The 20,064-nt window shown below is 52.1% G+C and carries 21 protein-coding genes, 1 tRNA gene and 1 pseudogene; 11 read left to right on the top strand and 12 right to left on the bottom strand.

All coding sequences use genetic code 11. The annotated features are described in order from the left end of the window. Positions 1 to 48 precede the first annotated feature (48 nt). Complete coding sequence (gene rmf / locus MUU51_RS17880; protein ID WP_054179110.1) at positions 49 to 216, top strand: ribosome modulation factor; 168 nt, start codon at positions 49 to 51, stop codon at positions 214 to 216. 79 nt (positions 217 to 295) lie between these two features. On the opposite strand, the gene fabA is transcribed toward rmf, so the two are convergent. Together fabA and MUU51_RS17870 are read right to left on the bottom strand one after the other, a co-directional pair. Next, positions 296 to 814 (bottom strand): bifunctional 3-hydroxydecanoyl-ACP dehydratase/trans-2-decenoyl-ACP isomerase, encoded by a 519-nt coding sequence (gene fabA, locus MUU51_RS17875; protein ID WP_159753642.1) that lies wholly within the window; start codon positions 812 to 814, stop codon positions 296 to 298. Positions 815 to 883: 69 nt separating this feature from the next. Next, on the bottom strand, positions 884 to 2,641 hold the full coding sequence (locus MUU51_RS17870) for an AAA family ATPase (protein WP_159773264.1): 1,758 nt from the start codon (positions 2,639 to 2,641) through the stop codon (positions 884 to 886). Positions 2,642 to 2,825: 184 nt separating this feature from the next. Between MUU51_RS17870 and matP the strand changes: the two genes are divergently transcribed. Then, the gene (gene matP, locus MUU51_RS17865) at positions 2,826 to 3,281 is read left to right on the top strand and encodes a macrodomain Ter protein MatP (protein WP_159773262.1); all 456 of its coding nucleotides are present in this window, start codon (positions 2,826 to 2,828) and stop codon (positions 3,279 to 3,281) included. A 61-nt stretch (positions 3,282 to 3,342) separates the two neighbouring features. On the opposite strand, the gene ompA is transcribed toward matP, so the two are convergent. Beyond that, positions 3,343 to 4,395, bottom strand: a complete 1,053-nt coding sequence (gene ompA / locus MUU51_RS17860) for a porin OmpA (protein ID WP_159773260.1) — start codon at positions 4,393 to 4,395, stop codon at positions 3,343 to 3,345. Positions 4,396 to 4,751: 356 nt separating this feature from the next. Continuing rightward, positions 4,752 to 5,249: an SOS-induced cell division inhibitor SulA gene (sulA, locus tag MUU51_RS17855; protein ID WP_159773258.1), complete on the bottom strand. Its 498-nt coding sequence runs from the start codon at positions 5,247 to 5,249 to the stop codon at positions 4,752 to 4,754. Positions 5,250 to 5,467: 218 nt separating this feature from the next. Here sulA and MUU51_RS17850 point away from each other — a divergent pair, with 218 nt between their 5' ends. Beyond that, a complete protein-coding gene (locus tag MUU51_RS17850; protein ID WP_159773256.1) occupies positions 5,468 to 6,097 on the top strand; it encodes a TfoX/Sxy family DNA transformation protein in 630 nt (209 codons plus the stop codon). Here the strand turns inward: MUU51_RS17850 and yccS are convergent. Both yccS and MUU51_RS17840 read right to left on the bottom strand, forming a co-directional pair. Then, positions 6,078 to 8,213 (bottom strand): YccS family putative transporter, encoded by a 2,136-nt coding sequence (yccS, locus tag MUU51_RS17845; RefSeq protein WP_258968263.1) that lies wholly within the window; start codon positions 8,211 to 8,213, stop codon positions 6,078 to 6,080. The genes MUU51_RS17850 and yccS overlap by 20 nt on opposite strands. A 17-nt stretch (positions 8,214 to 8,230) precedes the next feature. Next, positions 8,231 to 8,677, bottom strand: coding sequence for a YccF domain-containing protein (locus tag MUU51_RS17840; protein WP_159773252.1), 447 nt, complete (start codon positions 8,675 to 8,677; stop codon positions 8,231 to 8,233). A 124-nt stretch (positions 8,678 to 8,801) separates the two neighbouring features. Between MUU51_RS17840 and helD the strand changes: the two genes are divergently transcribed. Continuing rightward, positions 8,802 to 10,856, top strand: a complete 2,055-nt coding sequence (helD, locus tag MUU51_RS17835) for a DNA helicase IV (protein WP_258968262.1) — start codon at positions 8,802 to 8,804, stop codon at positions 10,854 to 10,856. Between the two features lie 92 nt (positions 10,857 to 10,948). On the opposite strand, the gene mgsA is transcribed toward helD, so the two are convergent. Together mgsA and csgI are read right to left on the bottom strand one after the other, a co-directional pair. Next, the gene (gene mgsA / locus MUU51_RS17830) at positions 10,949 to 11,407 is read right to left on the bottom strand and encodes a methylglyoxal synthase (RefSeq protein WP_159773248.1); all 459 of its coding nucleotides are present in this window, start codon (positions 11,405 to 11,407) and stop codon (positions 10,949 to 10,951) included. Between the two features lie 94 nt (positions 11,408 to 11,501). Next, complete coding sequence (csgI, locus tag MUU51_RS17825) at positions 11,502 to 12,164, bottom strand: curli synthesis inhibitor (RefSeq protein ID WP_159773246.1); 663 nt, start codon at positions 12,162 to 12,164, stop codon at positions 11,502 to 11,504. Positions 12,165 to 12,333: 169 nt separating this feature from the next. On the opposite strand from csgI, the gene MUU51_RS17820 reads away from it, so the two are divergent. Next, positions 12,334 to 12,747 (top strand): CoA-binding protein, encoded by a 414-nt coding sequence (locus MUU51_RS17820; RefSeq protein ID WP_159773244.1) that lies wholly within the window; start codon positions 12,334 to 12,336, stop codon positions 12,745 to 12,747. A gap of 28 nt (positions 12,748 to 12,775) precedes the next feature. Here the strand turns inward: MUU51_RS17820 and hspQ are convergent, their stop codons facing one another. Together hspQ and rlmI are read right to left on the bottom strand one after the other, a co-directional pair. Then, entirely contained in the window at positions 12,776 to 13,093 is a 318-nt protein-coding gene (hspQ, locus tag MUU51_RS17815) for a heat shock protein HspQ (RefSeq protein ID WP_159755213.1), read from the bottom strand. A 63-nt stretch (positions 13,094 to 13,156) separates the two neighbouring features. Continuing rightward, on the bottom strand, positions 13,157 to 14,347 hold the full coding sequence (gene rlmI, locus MUU51_RS17810; protein WP_258968261.1) for a 23S rRNA (cytosine(1962)-C(5))-methyltransferase RlmI: 1,191 nt from the start codon (positions 14,345 to 14,347) through the stop codon (positions 13,157 to 13,159). A gap of 197 nt (positions 14,348 to 14,544) precedes the next feature. On the opposite strand from rlmI, the gene MUU51_RS17805 reads away from it, so the two are divergent. From MUU51_RS17805 to yccX, 3 genes and pseudogenes are all read left to right on the top strand, one after another. Next, a complete protein-coding gene (locus tag MUU51_RS17805) occupies positions 14,545 to 14,775 on the top strand; it encodes a YbhB/YbcL family Raf kinase inhibitor-like protein (protein WP_200849690.1) in 231 nt (76 codons plus the stop codon). A 40-nt stretch (positions 14,776 to 14,815) separates the two neighbouring features. Further along, positions 14,816 to 15,160: pseudogene (locus MUU51_RS17800) on the top strand (helix-turn-helix transcriptional regulator); the annotation flags it as partial. Positions 15,161 to 15,228: 68 nt separating this feature from the next. Next, positions 15,229 to 15,510: an acylphosphatase gene (yccX, locus tag MUU51_RS17795; protein ID WP_159753607.1), complete on the top strand. Its 282-nt coding sequence runs from the start codon at positions 15,229 to 15,231 to the stop codon at positions 15,508 to 15,510. Here the strand turns inward: yccX and tusE are convergent. Continuing rightward, the gene (gene tusE / locus MUU51_RS17790; RefSeq protein ID WP_258968614.1) at positions 15,507 to 15,836 is read right to left on the bottom strand and encodes a sulfurtransferase TusE; all 330 of its coding nucleotides are present in this window, start codon (positions 15,834 to 15,836) and stop codon (positions 15,507 to 15,509) included. The genes yccX and tusE overlap by 4 nt on opposite strands. Before the next feature lie 90 nt (positions 15,837 to 15,926). Then, positions 15,927 to 16,586, bottom strand: coding sequence for an FtsH protease modulator YccA (gene yccA, locus MUU51_RS17785; RefSeq protein WP_258968260.1), 660 nt, complete (start codon positions 16,584 to 16,586; stop codon positions 15,927 to 15,929). Between the two features lie 273 nt (positions 16,587 to 16,859). Here yccA and MUU51_RS17780 point away from each other — a divergent pair, with 273 nt between their 5' ends. The 3 genes from MUU51_RS17780 to MUU51_RS17770 form a co-directional block, all read left to right on the top strand. Continuing rightward, positions 16,860 to 18,488: an ABC transporter substrate-binding protein gene (locus MUU51_RS17780; RefSeq protein ID WP_258968259.1), complete on the top strand. Its 1,629-nt coding sequence runs from the start codon at positions 16,860 to 16,862 to the stop codon at positions 18,486 to 18,488. 146 nt (positions 18,489 to 18,634) lie between these two features. Continuing rightward, a tRNA-Ser gene (locus MUU51_RS17775) sits at positions 18,635 to 18,722 on the top strand. Positions 18,723 to 19,278: 556 nt separating this feature from the next. Next, positions 19,279 to 20,064, top strand: a 786-nt coding sequence (locus MUU51_RS17770) for a fimbrial protein (protein WP_509908850.1), incomplete at its 3' end; no start/stop codon positions are given.

The raw sequence follows: 20,064 nt of genomic DNA, 5'->3' as shown, positions 1-20,064 counted from the left end.
ACCACTGTTTTCTTTTCCACCAGACTCAAAAAATGAGGGAAACGAGGCATGAAGAGACAAAAACGTGATCGCCTGGAACGGGCACATCAACGTGGGTACCAGGCTGGCATCGCTGGCAAATCAAAAGAAATCTGTCCTTATCAGACCTTGAACCAAAGGTCGCACTGGCTGGGAGGCTGGCGAGAAGCCATGGAGGACAGGGCAGTAATCGCCTGATGCTGTCTCTTTAAAACAAAGAAGCCTCTGCATGCAGAGGCTTCGCCGTTTCTACGCACCCGGAAGTGCGCTAAACGCATCAGAACGCAGAAGTATCCTGGAACAGACCCACTTTCAGGTCAGTCGCTTCGTAGATGCGATGACCGTCAACCAGGACTTCACCATCAGCGATACCCAGGATCAGACGGCGGTTGATCACGCGTTTGAAATGGATGCGATAGGTCACTTTTTTCGCGGTAGGCAGAATTTGGCCAGTGAATTTCACTTCGCCAACGCCCAGCGCGCGGCCTTTGCCTTCGCCGCCGAGCCAGCCCAGGTAGAAGCCGACCAGCTGCCACATGGCATCCAGGCCCAGGCAGCCAGGCATTACCGGGTCGCCGATGAAGTGGCAACCGAAGAACCACAGGTCAGGATTGATATCCAGCTCTGCTTCCACGTAGCCTTTATCGAAGTTACCGCCCGTCTCGGTCATTTTGATGACACGATCCATCATCAGCATGTTGGCTGACGGAAGCTGCGGGCCTTTTTCGCCAAACAGTTCGCCGCGTCCGGAGGCAAGAAGATCTTCTTTTGAATAGGATTCGCGTTTATCTACCATGTTTTCAGTAAGCCTTATTTTGAGTTCGCGACGCAGGATAGCTAACACGTGTACGCTGAACAAGTCCGATCAGTTTGAATGAAACCAGTTTAACCAGCGCATTGCCCATGGGCGATGACGCGTATCCTGCTGATTTGCCTGAGCAATACGTTCCTGAATAGTTTGCAGAAGCGTGGTCTGGCCTTCGCCGTCCCAAATCAACTGCGTCAACAGTGGCAGCGCATCCGTTACATCATCAATTGCCCAGAGTGAAAATTCACCGGCTTCCACTGCTTTCTGTACCTCCTGCGCAAGGCTGAGATGACGCACGTTTGCAGAAGGAATGATAATGCCCTGTTTCCCGGTCAGGCCGCGTTGCTGACAGATAGCGAAGAAACCTTCAATTTTTTCATTGAGACCGCCTACCGGTTGCGCACGACCAAACTGGTCAACGGACCCAGTGATGGCCAGGCTCTGATTGACAGGCACGTTCGACAGGGCGCTTATCAGGGCACATAGCTCGGCCATTGATGCGCTGTCTCCGTCGACTTCGCTGTACGACTGCTCGAAGGTGAGAGACGCTGAGAAAGGGATCTGTTGGTCAAGGCCCAGTTCAGCCATCAAAAACGCCTGCATAATCATCATGCCTTTTGCATGGATGTTACCGCCGAGTTCTGCTTTGCGTTCGATATCCGTGAACTCACCGTCACCAATGTGAACTACACAGCTGATACGCGAAGGTTCACCGAAGGCGCGCGGGTGGCCCGGGAATTCGACCACAGACAGGGCGTTAATCTGGCCTATCTGTTCGCCTTCCGTTTCGATAAGGATCTGTTCAAGCAGAATTTCATCCTGCATGCGCTCTGCCAGATAGCCTTCACGCCACTGGCGTTGAACCAGCATGGTGGTCAGCTGTTCTGCGCTAAAACGTTCACCTTCACAGAAGGCAGCGGCTTCACGCAGCTGGCGACCAATCCACAACGGGCACAGCGGCAGAGCCTGCTGGTCACCGGTGTAGCGCGCACCTTCCTGAATGAGAAGCGGCCAGGCGTCGGTATCAGGGCCTGGTAAATTCAGACCGCGTGCAATATGCCACACCCACTGACACCAGAGTTTCTGCGAGTCTTCATCAACGACCTGCAGATTGTCTTCATATTCACTGTAGATGGCTTTTTCACACAGTTCCGGCTCCATGTCCTGGAAATCGGCCAGTGATTCACGCTCACCGACCAGCATCACCTTCAGCGACAGCGGCATAGAAGGAATACTGACGGGCAGGGGACGGGCATCGTCAAAGGTCAGCCAGTCAAAACGCTGATGGGAGACGATATTTTTCAGACGCATCCACAGCAGCGGCTGAGAAAGCAGGCTGCGTAAAGAGAGGATTAAAACGCCGCCGTTAGCCTGGTGCACGAGACCCGGCTGGAGGCTGATTTCACCATTGAACTGACGAACACAGCCAAACAGTTGTTCGGCTTCAACCCAATCAGCCTGAATTACTGGCCTCTGGCTTGAGAAATTGTCTTCGGGCGTGGTGGCCTCAGTCAGAGTAACCTGATTGCCGTTGATCGTGTAACGGACACCACAGAGCGGCTGCGTATCGTCGCGACGTTCTCGAGTGGCATCGGTCAGTAACTGTAGATACTCAGGTTCTTCCGGGGCTTTCACCAACAGGAAGTCAGATATGGCCTGAGGATAGAGGAATTGATCCAGCGCGTAGTGCAGACGTGCCTGCAGTTCGCCGGGTAAGGAATCGGTTTCGGTTGCCAAATCAGGCTGGGCAAACAGCGTCTGATAAGCCTCAAGATCGGGGGCTAAATCGCGCCGTGAAAGTTTTGTAATCGTCAAAGTCGCTGTTTTTTAGTCAGATGTAAAGCGGGTGATTATACCTCAAGGCGACACTCAGCACACGGGGATTAGCGGGCAACTTTCTGAAGGATAATAGCCTCACTCGCTCAGGGCGATTTCTTCTCAGCACATCAGCAAAAACCTGTTATCCTGAAATGAGTTACACGGTCACATTGAGATCGCAATGAAATATCAACAACTGGAAAACCTTGAAAGCGGCTGGAAATGGAAGTACCTGGTTAAAAAGCACCGGGAAGGTGAGTTGATCACCCGCTACATTGAGGCCAGCGCTGCACAAGACGCGGTAGATACCTTGCTGACGCTCGAAAACGAACCTGTACAGGTCAACGACTGGATTGAGCAGCACATGAATCCGGCACTGTTTAATCGTATGAAGCAAACGATTCGAGCGCGACGTAAACGTCACTTCAACGCCGAGCATCAGCATACTCGCAAGAAGTCTATCGACCTGGAGTTTATCGTCTGGCAACGCCTGGCGGGTCTGGCACATCGCCGGGCTAAGACCCTGTCGGAGACGATAGTGCAGCTAATTGAAGATGCGGAAAACAAAGAGAAGTACGCGAGCAAGATGACAACGCTCAAACAAGATTTGCAGGCGTTGCTAGGGAAAGAGAAGTAACCCACCTGAATTCAGAATAAAAAAAAACCCCGCGATGCGGGGTTTTTTATTAGACGATAACTTAAGCCTGCGGCTGAGTTACAACGTCTTTGCTACCTTTAACTTCGATCTCTACGCGACGATCTGGAGCCAGGCAATCGATCAGTGCAGCGCGAGCTTTCACGTTGTCACAGGTGTTGCCGGTAACTGGGTTAGATTCGCCCATACCACGTGGGGAGATCTTGTTAGCCGGGATACCTTTAGATACGAGGTAATCGACAACAGACTGTGCACGCTGCTCAGACAGTTTCTGGTTGTAGGAATCAGAACCGATACGGTCGGTGAAGCCCAGAACCACTACTGAACCGTCTTTAGGATCCAGGTTGCTCAGCTGGGAGTACAGCTGATCCAGTGCCTGCTGACCTTCTGGTTTCAGAGTCGCTTTGTTGAAGTTGAACAGAACGTCAGACTTCAGGGTGAAGTGCTTGGTCTGTACTTCTGGAGCTGGAGCTGGAGCCGGAGCTACAACTGGAGCAACATCGTCCTGGCCGAAGCGGTAAGAAACACCAACGCTCAGCATGCCGTTATCAGGACGAACACCTACGGTGCCTGCGTCGCCGATGTTGTTAACCCACTGGTATTCCAGACGGGTAGCGATGTCACGGGTCACTGCCCACTCAACGCCGCCAGCGAATACTGGGGAAACGCCGGTGTCGTGGTTGTCGCTGGTTTGGTTGTTGCTGGAGTCAGCGCGCCATACCATGCCGCCCAGACGGGTATAAACGTCCAGATCGTCGGTTACCGGGTAACCCAGTTTAGCAGTCAGCTGAACGCCTTGAGCTTTGAATGCGCCGTTAACCTGGTCGCCTTTATAAGGCATACGGCCCAGCCAGTCATAACCCATTTCGAAACCAACATACGGGTTTACCTGGTAACCACCGAACGCACCTGCGCCGAGCTGGCTGTCGTGGGTTGGACCGTTGTTGTTCAGGGAGCTGTCATACCAGCCAGTATCATGGAACTGAGACCAGCCCAATTTACCACCAGCATACCAGGTGTTATCTTTCGGTGCGGCTTGCGCTACAGTAGCGAAGCCTGCCAGTGCCACTGCAATCGCGATAGCTGTCTTTTTCATTTTTTGCGCCTCGTTATCATCCAAAAATCGCCATGAATATCCATTTAGAAGTTCACGGTTAAATCCTTCACCGGGGGCGGAGCCTAATTCAGTAACTACGCCGTAATCTGTGGCTTAAGCCGATCACCCCTGGCGATGTAAAGTCTACAACGTACTTGAAAACTTACAAGTGTGAACTCTGTCAGGCATATGAAAAAAAAAGAGTTGTGTACACAATATTTAACATTTATGTTGAATTTTTGGGCCGAACAAAATGCTGAGAACCGCACCAGACAAGCATTTTCCTAAATTAACCCGCAAAAAATAGCGGGTTATAGACAGGGTAAAAAAAATGCTAGGAATAATCCTATTTTTACTCAATGATACAAATTAGAGTGAATTTTAAGGCCAGAAAACTGTCTCGTGGGCAGGGAAGTGGTTCTGACAGGACGCATAATAAAGCCCATTGCGTTACCTTCTTCGGCCGCAATCGTGAGTCGATGATGTTCATCTTCGCTCAACTCTTCGGTAACCCAGCCAATAACAACACTATAGTTCCCGGTACGAAGTGCGCGAATCATAGATTCAAGCGTCATTTCTGGCAACATTTGGCTAACTTGCATAACTTTAGACAGCGGAAGGCCCGATGCCTGAACCCACTGGCGACTCAGTTTCTGCTGCGGCGTGAGCCACAATTGCCAGCGATCTTGCTGGCCAAGCTGTTGTAAAAGGGGTAACAGCAGCAGTTGAGTCATCATCGGCTGATCCTCACGATAAAGCACTTCGCTGATAAGCCCAGTAGAACTGTGCTGTGGATGGTCGACTGCAGTTGCAGAAACCATTGATGTGCGATTTGCATAACCTGAAGTGTACATAGTGAATCCCGCCTTGTGGGTGTACTGTATGAATGTACAGTATACCTGGTCAGACGAAAGATCAACTTCATTTTCTGAAAGCTCCTCGCAAATATTGCACAGAATAGGACCTCTGGATAAGAACCTCTTGCCCCCGTAATTGAACTTCCTTATGTTCTTCATTAACGGATCCGCTATCAAAACCCTTTCATATAACTGCATGATTACAGGACAGAATCATGGGAAAAATATCAATTAAAAGGATCTATCAGTGTGAAGAATGTTTGTCATCTCTGGGGAAAATTCATCACCGCGCATTATTTGGGGGATATAGCCTTTCCATTGATGACACCGTCTTCGCCATGGTGGCTCATGGAGAGCTTTACCTCCGGGTGTGTGAACAAAGTGCGACCTATAATGTGGCAACGCCACAGCGGTTGTTGACGCTTGTTAAGCGTGGCCGTCCAATATCGCTGAATTACTATTGGGTCGACGAAAACCTTTGGCAGGATCAGACTCTGTTATTGAACATGTCTGCGTTGTCACTCCGTGGAGCGCAAAACGAGAAGAAGCGTCGAAGCGACCCACAGCGAATGCGTAACCTGCCCAATATCAGCTTTCAACTGGAACTACTGCTGACAGAGGCGGGGATTCACGACCTGGACACGTTACAAAAGTTGGGTGCGGCGGCGGCGTGGTATCGACTGCGTACTATGCGGAAGGATTTAAGTATCAATGTGCTGTTCGCACTGGAGGGGGCCATAACAGGAATACATGCGGCCATCATACCGTTGCACCGCCGTCAGCATCTCCTTGAGTGGGCAGAGACGCTGACGGGGAAAAAGAAGGCTATGCCCGAAGAGGGGTAACCTTCTGCTGCAGGTGACAAAATTCCGGCAACAGGCTTACCATTAATCCAATCTGCTGGAGGACTAGCGGGGCTTTATTTTCTGAACCGGGGTCGAGGTGATGGATCCGTTCCATTAAGCCCGCCAGTGCCTTCTGCACGCGTTTTTCATCCGACGGTGAATGATGAAACGCGTCGTCAACATAACAAACTGCATCATCCAGCAACGCCAGGATATCAGGGTTGGTTAACCGCTCCCGATGTGCACCAAGCGCAGAAATATAGCTGGTAAAGGTATGATTCAGGCAAAGCAGTCGGAAGGCCGTTTCCCGCATTTCCGCCGTCATGCGGGGCTCGGTAGACATGTTCGAGACCACGGACGCCAGTTCCGCATCGCGATTGTGCGCATCGCGGCGGGCAATGCGGTAGGGCAGGCGGTTATCACGGCCCTGATGATATTGCTCCAGAATCGCATCCAGATAGCGGCAGTTCGCATCAACAGCCCTCGCCATTACTGTCGGCAGATTACGGAATTTCCAGTCAGGCCAGATAAAGGTGACCGCCGCCCACGCGATGGCACAGCCGATAAGCGTATCAATAATGCGTGGCAGGGCGACTTCAAACCCTTCCCCAAGCAGATTGAAACACAGCAGTACCAGCAGAGTAATGAACATCGTTGCATGGGCGTACTGAATATTTCGGAAGGCGAAGAACAGCACACCGGTGAGCACTATCAGTAACAGCTGCCCTTCAATTGACGGCACCAGCAGCAGCACCGGCAGGCCGATGGCCACGCCTATCAGCGTGCCGATAACACGAAGCGCCAGCCGGTGGCGCGTTGCATTATAGTTCGGCTGGCAGACGAACAGGCTGGTGAGCAGGATCCAGTAGCCATGATTCATCCCGGTGAACTGTATAAACGCATAGCCCGCACAGAGAACCAGCGACATCCTGACCGCATGGCGGAACAGGGCTGACTCGGCGGAAAAGTTACGGCTCAGTCGCAGCCAGACATCGCTGAACCCGTGCAGTCGGTCATCGGCCAGCTGCGTTTCGGTCTCGCTCTGCGGCATGGCTAATTGCTGTTCCGACTCAATGGTCGCTAGCTGCGCGTCAATGGCGTGAAGGTTATTGAGCAGAAACCCCAGCGCTTTCATCTGCTCTTTATCGGCCCCGCTGGCGCTGACTCTCTCGAGTGCTGCACTCAGATGAGTGAAAGCCCGTTCAAAGCGTGCATCATGCTGGTAGGGCGTGCGCAGCAAAATGGAGCGGGAAAGCTGCATACATGCCTGAGATTGCATCGAAAGCAGGCGTTGGAAGCGGAACATGACGTCGCTGTAGCGGAAGTTATCGCGCAGGGACTGATACTGTACGTGCGAGGAGCTGGCCCGCTCGTGGATATCCTGCGCCGCGAAATAATAATGCAGCGTGCGACGTGTGCCACGCTGTCCGCGATCGCCGCGCAAACGGGTTAGCAGCGAGGCTTTGGTCTGATTCAGCGTGGCGACCAGCTGGCCGTTAGCCATCGCCAGTTCAACCAGCGGAATCTGTGTTTCATTCTCGATATCCGGGTCGAAAAGTCGCGACTTGAGTTCCAGATAATGCGCGAGCTGTTCATAGCTGCGGGCGAGATTATCCTGCAACGGACGAATGGGGAAAATCAGATGGCCGGTCAGCGTCAGCAGGTTGTACCACACCGCGCCCGCGAGCAGCAGTAGCGGTTGTTGATACCAGTGCTCGTAAAGCGAGACGCCGAGCATGGTATAGATGGCTATCAACAATGCGCCAAAGGCGATGGTCGCGTAGCGCTGCCCAAGACCACCGAGCAGGATGAACCCGCTGGTGGACAACGTCAGTCCGAGCGCAAAAGCCCACGGCCATGGGAATAGCAACTCAACGGATGCTGAGGCAATGAAGAAACATACCAGCGTGATAACGAGATTACGCAGTCGTCCGGCAAGCCTGTCATCGAGATCGGCCAGCGCCGCAGCCACCACCCCAAGCGTCAGCGGGATGGTGAGCTTCACTTCCCCAAGGCACCACGGCAGTGCAGCGGTTCCGCACAGCGCGATAAAAATTCTGGCGTTATACAGCCAGGCGCTGTTCCAGGTATAACGGCGCAATATTGGGCTTAGCATGCGGTAATCAGTCCCGATCATTGAAATCGGCGACGCGCATTGGCTTCACGCGCGGCACGGGCAGTTTCTACGGAAACTACGCGGCGGCCAACAGGCCACAAAGCGATAGCGGCAATCTTAAAGTTGGCGATCCCCACTGGAATTCCAATGATAGTAATACACTGCGCAATGCCCGCGACGATATGCGTCAGGCACAGCCACCAGCCGAACAACACGAACCACAGAATATTCAGCAGTGTACCGCCAGTATTCATCAACCCATTTTTTTCGCCAGGACTCAGCTCATCCACATGCACGGCTTCATTGCCGAACGGCAGAAACGACAGTTTTGTGATTTCCCAGCAGGAGCGGGTCAGCGGTAACGTAATGATCAACACCATGCTGACGACCGTGGCCAGCAGCCAGCCCAGTGTTGTCAGAAAACCACCCAATACAAAATTCAAAATATTCAGAACGGTACGCATATAACCTCTGTTCAGTCCTGTGAAAAGAAAGACCCGACGATTGTAACGTTTTTTAGCGCTGGAGCACCTGGAATCTGGCGGTTACACTGTCATACATAAGTCTACATCCGGGATTTGGCAAGACATGGAACTAAAAGCAACAGCCCTCGGCAAACGTATGGCACAGCACCCCTACGACCGGGTAGAACTCCTGAATGCTGGGGTAAAAGTCTCTGGCGATCGCCATGAGTACCTGATTCCGTTTAATCAACTGACCGCCATTCATTGCAAGCGCGGCCTGGTGTGGGGCGAGCTGGAGTTCGTTCTGCCGGATAACAAAGTGGTTCGCCTGCATGGCACAGAATGGGCCGACACTCAGCGTTTTCATCATCACCTGCAAAGTAGCTGGCAGCAGTGGAGTGATGAAATGAGCGTCATTGCCGCTGACGTTTTACAGCAGCAGTTGACGGTTATCTCTCGGCACAGTGCGGAAGGTAAGTGGCTGACCCGCGAAGCTGTCGGACAATTGCGACAAAAAATTCTCAGCGCCCTGGAAGCGCTGCCTGTGCCTGTGGCGCGGCTGGACAGTTTCGACAACTGTCGCGAACTCTGGCAGCAGTGTCAGGCGTGGCTGAAAGACCGGGATGCCAGCCGACTCAAGCATAACCAGGCATTTACTGAAACGATGCTGACGCAGTACGCCGCTTTCTTCCAGGGAATTGAATCCTCACCGCTCAACGATGCGCAGGCGCGCGCGGTGGTGAATGGTGAACGCTCGCTTCTGGTATTGGCCGGTGCGGGCAGCGGTAAAACGTCGGTGCTGGTGGCCCGTGCCGGTTGGCTACTGACGCGTGGCGAAGCTGCTGCCGATCAGATTTTGCTTCTGGCGTTCGGTCGAAAAGCGGCGCAGGAGATGGACGAGCGCATTCGTGAGCGTCTCAACACTGAGGCCATCAGTGCGAAAACGTTCCATGCGCTGGCGCTGCACATTATCCAGCAGGGCAGCAAAAAAGTGCCGGTTATCAGCAAGCTGGAAAATGACGCCGCTGCGCGCCAGTTGCTGCTGACAAAATGCTGGCAGCAACAATGTCAGGAGAAAAAGGCGCAGGCCAAAGGCTGGCGGCAGTGGCTTGAGGAAGAAATGGAATGGAATGTGCCGGAGGAGGACTACTGGCACGACCCTAAAATTGTGCGTCGGATGGGCGGTCGCCTCGATCGCTGGGTCAGCCTGATGCGCAGCCATGGCGGTTCGCAGGCTGAAATGATCGAAAGCGCACCGGAAGAGATCCGTGAGCTGTTTGGCAAGCGCGTCAAGCTGATGGCTCCGCTGCTGAAAGCATGGAAAACGGCGTTGAAGGACGAAGGCGCAGTTGATTTCTCCGGGCTGATTCATCAGGCCATTAACGTGCTGGAGAAAGGCCGCTTCGTCAGCCCCTGGAAGCACATTCTGGTGGATGAATTTCAGGACATTTCCCCTCAGCGCGCTGCACTGCTGGCGGCGCTGCGTAAGCAGAATTCGCAAACCACCTTGTTTGCGGTGGGAGATGACTGGCAGGCAATCTACCGCTTTAGCGGTGCGCAGCTATCCCTGACCACCGCCTTTACGGATTATTTCGGTGAAGGTGACAACTGCGCGCTGGATACCACATACCGTTTTAACAGTCGAATTGGCGAAATCGCAAACCGTTTCATTCAGCAAAACCCACATCAGCTAAGCAAACCCCTGAACAGCCTGACGACGGGCGATAAGAAAGCCGTCACGCTGCTGCCAGACGATCAGCTCGATGCGTTGCTCGATAAACTGAGCGGTTTTGCGAAGCCGGAACAGCGAATTTTGATTATGGCGCGTTATCACCACCTGAAACCCGCGGCGCTGGAAAAAGCAGCGACCCGCTGGCCGAAACTGAAGATTGATTTTATGACCATTCACGCCAGTAAAGGTCAGCAGGCAGATTACGCGATTGTGCTCGGCTTGCAGGAAGGCCAGGACGCGTTTCCGGCACCGGCGCGGGAGTCAGTTATGGAGCAGGCGCTACTGCCACAGCCGGAGGATTTCCCGGATGCTGAAGAAAGGCGTTTACTGTACGTCGCCATGACGCGTGCGCGTCAGCGCGTGTGGCTGATGTTCAACAAGCAGGAGCCGTCGGTGTTTGTCGAGGAACTGAAATCTCTGGATGTGCCGGTCGCACGCAAACCGTGATTAACGCGCCAATAGCCCGGTGGCGCTACGCTGTCCAGGCCTACATAACCTGTAGGCCCACGTAAACGCAGCGCCGTCGGGCATTTCGCATATCACTTCAACCGTTCAGCCAGATAACGCTGATAGTCAGGGATTTGAATATCTACCGGCGCGTTGAAGTTAGCCGACTGGATAATGAAATCCGCGGTGGAGACGTTGGTTGCTACCGGAATGTTCCACACGGTTGCCAGGCGCAAAAGGGCTTTTACATCTGGATCGTGCGGCACGGCGTTCAGCGGATCCCAAAAGAAGATCAGGACATCAATTTTACCTTCCGCGATCATCGCGCCGACCTGCTGATCGCCGCCCATCGGGCCGCTCAGCATTGCCGTGACGTCCAGGCCGGTTGCGCGCTGAACCAAATTACCGGTAGTGCCGGTGCCATATAGTTCATGCTGTGCCAGCAGCGGCTGATGACGCTCAACCCAGGCTTTTAGCATCTGCTTGCAGTGATCGTGCGCGACCAGGGCGATATGTTTTCGACCCGGTAGGGTACGGGTTGTCTGTTCCATAATTATTTTCCATTATTCAACATGCCGACAGATTACTGGAAGTGATTATTGCTGCAAGCGACAACGGCAAATTTTCCTGCGCTACGTCATGATATCAGGAGGATGGCTGCGATTTTGCCCATTCGAGAAAGCGGTTGCGGGTTTGCGGGTCGGCCAACTGGAACCAGTATTTCAGCCGTTGTTCAGTCAATGTTTGTGACTGATAGGCTGGGTTATCCAGCTCGTTGGTTTTCGATAATAACGTGCTGTCGTCTGACTGTGGCGTGCTGAACTGCCTGCTGGAGGCTTGTTTATTGGCGACGTTGTACGCCTCCGTCGCCTTTTCATAATCGATGTGGGTCCCCGGCTGGGTGATCGCCAGAATATCGAGTTTGACCGGAATAGGCATTGCGTTGCCATCCAGCAGGCTGACGTGCGGCGTGGAGGTGAAGGTCTGCGTATCTTCCAGCGTTTCGAGCCGCGGCAGACTGAAGTTTACCTGGCCCACCAGCTGCGAGTTAAAGCTGGCGATAAGCGGCGGCGAGACGTACAGCTGGCGATTCTGATCGGGTAATATAATCATTTTTTCAACGCGAAATACCACCTGATGGGGGCCGTTATCCACCTCAAGGCTTTCTGCACCGCGTAACAGCAGGCTGGACACTTTCTTACCGTCCAGTACCAATAAATCAATGTCACCTGAGAGCCGAAGCGTCGTGGCAAATACGCTGCCAGGCATCAGAAGCAACAGACACAAAATGGTCATCCCCGTTCTCATCGCTATCTCCTGAAAAAATGCCTGTTCGTAGAGTGTATCAAATCTTTACTAAATGGGTTTTTATTAACATATAGACATAATTCAGGGTTCTGCCCTCATACTCTGGTATGACTGAATGGCTGGCGTATCAGGATTGTCGTACACTTTGCAAAATGGCCCGGAGGAAATAATGAAAGAGAACGAAATTGCAGGCATTTTGAACGATACCCGAACCATCGCACTGGTAGGGGCGAGCGATAAGCCGGACCGCCCAAGCTACCGGGTGATGAAGTATCTGCTGGACCAGGGTTATCACGTCATTCCGGTGTCACCGAAAGTGGCGGGCAAAACGTTACTGGGTCAGCAAGGCTACGGCACGCTGGCGGAAGTACCTGAAAAAGTGGATATGGTGGACGTGTTCCGCAATTCAGAAGCCGCCTGGGGCGTGGCGCAGGAGGCGATTGCGATTGGCGCCAAAACGCTGTGGATGCAGCTGGGCGTTATCAACGAACAGGCCGCCGTGCTGGCACAGGATGCGGGATTGAAGGTGGTGATGGATAAATGTCCTGCGATTGAAATCCCCCGTCTGGGGCTCGCTAAATAAGAAAAACCCCGCGTCGCGGGGTTTTTTATCAGTTGCGCAGGCGAGGTGCCTGAAGTTGTTGGCGAATGGTTTGCGCCAGTTCGTCCATTGATGGTTGTTCCGGGTGCTCGTCGTTGGCTTCGTTTTGCAACTGGGCTTCTGCGAGATATGTATGGACGGGTTCGCCGTCATCATCTTCCATCACCACGTGATACCACGGTGAAGTGCGCAGCTCATCATTCACCGCGACCTCATCATCCGAGGGCTCATCCAGGGAGTATTCCGGATCGATATCGACGATCACGCCAAGATACCCTAACAGCGAATGGCGGACCTGCTGGCCGATACCAAATTTGCTGGCAATCATCATAGTCACCTCCCAGGAAACATTACTGACATTAAATATGAGGGCAATGTTTCACTTTTCAACTTACATGACGCGACAGGCAAATCCTTTCAGATACAGCCCTTCCGGGTAGGTCGCGATCACCGGGTGATCGGCTGCCTGACGGAACTGCTCTATAAATTGTACATCACGCCCGGCATCAACTGCGGCATCGGCGATGATTTTTTGAAATAAATCTGTGGTCATCAGGCCGGAGCAGGAGTAGGTCATCAGCACGCCGCCTGGATTCAACAGCTGGATAGCCAACATATTGATATCTTTATAGCCGCGACACGCGCCCATCAGCTGGTTTTTGTTTTCCACGAACTTCGGCGGATCCATTACGATCACGTCAAATTTTTCGCCATCATCGCGGTATTTACGCAGCAGTTTGAAAACATCGTCACGCACAAATTCTGCTTTGCTCAGATCAAGCTTGTTAAGATCAACGTTCTGTTTGGCGATATCCAGCGCTTCCTGCGAGGTATCAACGCTGATGACCTGACGGCAGCCGCCCATCAGAGCAGAAACAGCGAAACCACCGGTATAGGAGAAGCAGTTCAGCACGCGTTTGTCGGCTACGTATCGACGCGTTGCCAGACGGCTGTCGCGCTGATCGAGGTAATAACCGGTTTTATGGCCATTCTGGATATCAACCAGCAGCTTCATGCCGTGCTCTTCGATTGGCAGCAGGGTAGGCGGCATTTCGCCGGTCACAGGACCCTGCGTTAATTCCATACCTTCTTTTTTACGCACCGCTACGTCGCTGCGGTCATAAATGGCGCAATTCGGGAAACAGGTTTGCAGGGCGCTGATCAGCGCGGCACGCTGGTATTCTGCCCCGGCGCTCAACAATTGCAGCACCAGGAAGTTGCCGAAGCGGTCGATGGTCACACCCGGCAGGCCGTCAGATTCACCGGCTATCAGGCGGTAGCTGTCGAGACCGTCTTTTTCTGCCAGCCAGTTACGCCAGGTTTGCGCGCGCTGTAAGCGACGTTCAAAGAAGGCGATATCGATGGTTTCTGCCTGATCAAAGGTCCAGACGCGAGCGCGGATCTGCGATGCCGGAGAGTACGCTCCGCGTGCCAGCCACTTACCCTGATGGTCAACAATATCAATGGTTTCACCGAGAGAGGCTTTACCTTCAACGCGCGCGACTGCGCCGGAGAAGATCCATGGGTGGCGGCGAAGCAAGGATTTTTCGCGGCCTTTGGCTAACACTAAACGTACGCTCATAATTAATTGTTCTGTTGTTTCGAAGAAAATGGGCGCCATTTTCCCACGTCAGCGGGGAAATGCAATGAATTACGGGCCTGACACTGGCCCAGTACTCAACTGAGATGAGCGTTTCGGCACAAAAGCAAATCATACCCGCACAGTAAATAACGGCGGCACCCGATACAGTCATGTTTCTCCCTTAATGAGGACATAACATGAAACGTGCCATCGCATTGACCGCCGTCACCCTGGCGTGTGTCAGTTCCGCTGTATTCGCGGCTCCGGTATTTACTCTCAGTAGCGCGGATATCGACAGTCAGCATCCATTAACGGCTAAACAGGTGTTTAACGGTTTTGGCTGTAGTGGTAAAAATATCTCTCCACAGCTCTCATGGTCACATGCGCCGGAAGGGACGAAAACACCATTCCGGCCGATATGCCGCTAGAGATTGTTAATCAACTTTCTCAAGGGATATTCCGCTCGGATTGCATGAGGGGCGTGCAGGCCCGTTGTTGATTGAACGACGATTCAACCTGAGTGAGCAGGTACGCCAACTGATCATGCTGTCCCCGGCAAAAGGATGGACCGCAGAAGAGATTGCTAGTCAGTTATCGCTCGGGACCTCAACGCTGCGACGCAGGCTACAGCATGAATCCCAAAGCTATCGCCAGATAATCGAAGAGGTGCGGATGTCTTTTGCGCTGTCTCAACTGCAAACGACGCGTTTACCGATTGGCGAAATAGCCTTACGCAGCGGCTATCTTTCGAATTCACGATTTACTGCCCGATTTCGTCAGCACTATGGCTGTTTGCCAAAGAATGTGCGTTGAACATGATGCCTAAAGGACCGCATATAATTTGCTATTCTGATGATTCAGTTCAAGAAGGGGGAACCGTTATGGCACAGGTTTGCACAATCTCATGGGTTCACGGCATGGTGCAGGGGGTTGGGTTTCGCTACAGCACGCAGCGTGAGGCTTTAAAACTGGGGCTAACCGGCTATGCGCGAAATCTGGATGACGGCAGCGTCGAAGTGCTGGCGTGCGGGGAAGCGGATAAAGTTGAGCAGCTGGTGGCGTGGCTAAAAGCGGGTGGACCGCGCAGCGCCCGGGTCGATAAAGTTCTGGCTGAACCGCACCAACCCGGGAAAACCTGGACCGATTTCGGCATTCGCTATTAAATGCATTTCACCGGTTTTGGCAGGCCAGCAATCTTGGTGGCCTGTTTAGCCGGGCCTTTGGGGAACAGGCGATACAGATAACGGCTGTTGCCTTTCTCTTCGCCGAACTTTTTCGCCATCGCTTTGACCAGCATACGGATAGCCGGTGAGGTATTGAACTCGAGATAAAAGTCTCGCACAAAGCGCACCACTTCCCAGTGCTCAGGGGAGAGGGGAATAGCCTCTTTCTGCGCAATCACTTCCGCCAGACCTTCACTCCACTGGCTGCTTTCTTTCAGATAACCGTCGTTATCGGTCTCTATTTCTTTGCCTTCAAAGTTCAACATATTCATTCATAGCCGTTATCAGAAACCGCCGCAGTGTAGCAAAAAACAAAGCCCCGCATAAGCAGGGCTTGAGGTCTGGCTGAGTCTTCGTTAGTTGCGGTTAGCAAACCCGAGAATGCTCAGCAGGCTGACAAAGATGTTGTACAGCGAGACATACAGGCTAACGGTCGCACGAATGTAGTTCGTTTCACCGCCGCGGATGATGTTACTGGTCTCAAACAGGATGGCACCTGAAGAGATAAGGATGAACACCGCGCTAATGGCCAGGTGCAGCGCAGGCAATTGCAGGAAGATGTTCGCCACCATACCGACAAGCACGACGACCACGCCCGCCATCAGCATACCGCCGAGGAAGGACATGTCTTTGCGGGTGGTTAGCACGTAGGCCGAACAGGCGAAGAACACCAGTGCAGTGCCCCCCAGTGCCATGCCAATCACATCACCCATTCCGGCTGCAAGATATGCGTTCAGCATTGGCCCGAGGATGTAGCCCAGGAAACCAGTGAAAGCGAACGCCGCCAGAATACCGGTCGGTTTATCGGCCAGTTTGTAAGTCAGGAACATCAGGCCGTACATGCCGACCAGCGTCAGAATCAGCCCTGGTGATGGCAGCATCAGCACGGTGCTGGCGGTTGCGGTGATCGCCGAAAACGCCAGCGTCAGGCTCAGCAGAAAATAGGTATTACGCAGAACTTTGTGCGTGCTCAGTAGCGAAGTACGGTCACGCGACGAGGTAATAATGCGATCCATAGTCACTCTCTATTTGATGACAGGGGTAATAACTACTGAGAATATGGAAACAAAGTCGAAAGCTCTAGTGTTTTTACCCATCTTTACCGACTCGCTCCCCCGGACAAACAGAAGAAAATATCGGCGATAAAAATCGCGGCAGCATGTTCGTTGTTTTTCTTTTATTAGTCAGATCGACATCTTATAGGTCACTGAAAAATATTGCCTTATTGAAAAATCGTCGTTAACACTGATGGCGGGATCACCAATAATGAAATCAATAAGGCAATGGATATGAAACCACAAAAACGCAATCACATTACGCTGGCATTACTCGCCGCCGGGCTCATCAGTTCAGTCCCAATGGCCTGGTCTGCACAGGTCCCTGAAGGAACGCCGCTGGCAGATAAGCAGGAACTGGTCAGAAACAACGGTAATGAGCCAGCGTCGCTTGACCCGCACAAAGTTGAAAGTGACGTCGAGTACAATATCATCAGCGACATGTTTGACGGGCTGGTGGCAGTGAAACCCGACGGCACAATCGAACCGCGGCTGGCCGCCTCATGGGAGAATAAAGACAATACCGTCTGGACGTTCCATTTGCGTCCCGGGATAACCTGGTCAGACGGTACTGCCATCACCGCCCAGGATATTGTCTGGAGCTGGCAGCGCCTGGTATCGCCGAAAACCGCTTCGCCTTATGCCAGTTACCCCGGCAACATGCATATCGTCAATGCAGCGGATATCGCGCTTGGCAAAAAAACACCGGATACCCTGGGCGTGAAAGCGCTGGATGACAACACATTGCAGGTGACGCTGACGCAGCCGACGGCAGCATTCCTTGCGATGCTTGCACACCCGTCGTTAGTGCCTGTCGATCAGGTGCTGATTACTCGCTTTGGCGATAAATGGACGCTGCCGGAGCACTTTGTGGGCAGCGGTGCCTATAAACTTTCGCAGTGGGTGGTGAACGAACGGATTATCGGTGTGCGTAACAGTAAATATTGGGATGATGCGCATACGGTCATTAATAAAGTGACCTGGTTGCCGATCCACTCCGAGGCGGCCGATGTGAATCGTTACAAGGCCGGGGAGATCGATATTGTCTATACCTTGCCGATTAACCAGTTTGCGCAGCTTAAGAAAACGATGGGCGATCAGGTGGATGTCTCGCCGCAGCTGGCAACTTACTATTACGAGTTCAATACCACCAAAGCGCCGTTTAACGACGCGCGGGTACGTCGCGCGCTGAATATGGCGCTGGATAAAGACATAATCGCCGATAAAGTGATGGGGCAGGGCCAGCGCCCCGCCTGGATAGTCAGCCAGCCCGATATTGGCGGCGTGAAGCTGCATAATCCGGACTACGCCAGTTGGCCACAGGAGAAACGCATCGCGGAAGCGAAAAAGTTACTCACCGAGGCAGGGTTTGGGGCCAACCATCCGCTGTCGTTTAATTTGCTCTACAACACGTCCGAATCACATCAGCGTATTGCCATCGCCGTCAGCTCGATGTGGAAGAAAAATCTTGGCGTGGAAGCGAAGCTACAAAATCAGGAATGGAAGACCATGCTCGATACGATGCATACCGGTGATTTTGATGCGGTGCGCTATGCGTGGATTGCCGATTATGACGATGCGGCAAGCTTCCTTGATACCTTCCGTACAGGCGACAGTCAAAACACCAGCAAATACAGCAACCCGGCTTACGATGAAGCAATGCGCAACGCGGCTATGGCGAAAGATGTCACTGAGCGTGGCAAGTTCTATCAGCAGGCGGAAGACATGCTGGCGCAGGATGTTCCCGCCATTCCGGTGTATCACTACGTGCGAACGCACCTCGTGAAGCCGTGGGTAGGAGGTTTTACGCCTGACCGACTCGGCTACTACTACACCAAAGACATGTACATCAAAAAACATTAAGCGTTTATATGATGATAAAAATGCCTAATAACCACCCACTGTGTTGTTAATTTAGCCGAATAACAACAATTTGACTGTTTTTTGCGCTAACGAACAAGGTGGGGCTTTACAGGAAGTTCGGGTATGTTTATAGTGCGTCCCACTTAGGAAGCGTGGCCGAGCGGTTGAAGGCACCGGTCTTGAAAACCGGCGACCCGAAAGGGTTCTAGAGTTCGAATCTCTACGCTTCCGCCAAATTAAACAAGGGGTTACCGAAAGGTAACCCCTTGTTGCTTTGGGCGCCTGGTAACGCATTGATATCGTTATCTTATCCGCTGTTGGGTCTTTACGTGCTCTTCTCATAGATGGCGTCAAGGTCAGGTTCAGTTGCAATATACTCGTCAAGCTTTGGTCATATCAGTGATATTCAGAGCCCGGATCATGACTGGTGGTTGCACCTTCATTTTGCAATGCTCATCAGAATTCACATTTATCGGTGTATATTTTTAATTTGTTAAAAATTCAATTCTAAACAGTAGGTTATGATCTGCTTCCATCTGTGGTACTGAGTATGGGGGTTTTTAAAATGTTCAATTATGACTGCTTTTGTGGTTTAAATATATAAAGCCTATATTGGTGCTTGCTGGATTTCTTATTCTTACTGGTGATTATTCTCAAAGAGATAGATAGGGATAGGCAGTTAATTATCTGTGACTTATGACATGACCTCGCATAGATGGTCAACAGCACAGATGATACGAGTGCAACGGTTGGATAGGACGACTGACTATCATAATAAAGGATATTAGTAATGAAGAAACCTCTATTTATTTTTCTTACAGCGATTGTTTTCCTGTATATGAAAACAGTATATGCTGGTGATGGATATTGCTCACTGGCCAGCGGCCCATCGACAGCCAGCTATGATTTGAGTAATATGAATATAACTAATCCAGCTGATAATGTCCCAGGTTCAATAATTCCTGATAAAACTCTAAGCACAGGCGTTCAAAACGCAACGATGACATGTGAATGTACTGGTGGGCCTTATAGATATATATGGATCTGGGGGGATACTACTCTCTCAAATCCGCAGTCAGATGGCGATTATTTATATCACGATGTGCCGGGAAATGACTATCTACAAGTAGGGGTGAAAGTCTATACAAAAGACGGTTACCTTTCAGTGCCTTTTGGTCCAATACATAACTCAAGTCCTAAAAAGCAATATTATTGCAATACTGGTTTTAATTTGAGTCTTGGTGGGAATAATACAGGCGGTACTATTCAGGCCTCTGTGCGGATAAAGAAATCATTAGTCGGGCAGACTATTATTAATAATGTTTTAGTTGCTTCTACTTACTGGAGTATGGGCGATACCGGCGGTACCACCCACGGTCCAATCGCGACGACAAACATTTATTTAAATGGGGTTGTTACAGTTCCTCAAAACTGTATTATTAACGCTGGAACGCTGGAACGCTGGAACGCTGGAACGCTGGAACGCTGGAACGCTGGAACGCTGGAACGCTGGAACGCTGGAACGCTGGAACGCTGGAACGCTGGAACGCTGGAACGCTGGAACGCTGGAACGCTG

The organism is Scandinavium manionii (genome assembly GCF_024764775.1).
Lineage (GTDB): Bacteria > Pseudomonadota > Gammaproteobacteria > Enterobacterales > Enterobacteriaceae > Scandinavium > Scandinavium manionii.
This window is presented reverse-complemented; position numbering and strand designations above follow the sequence as displayed.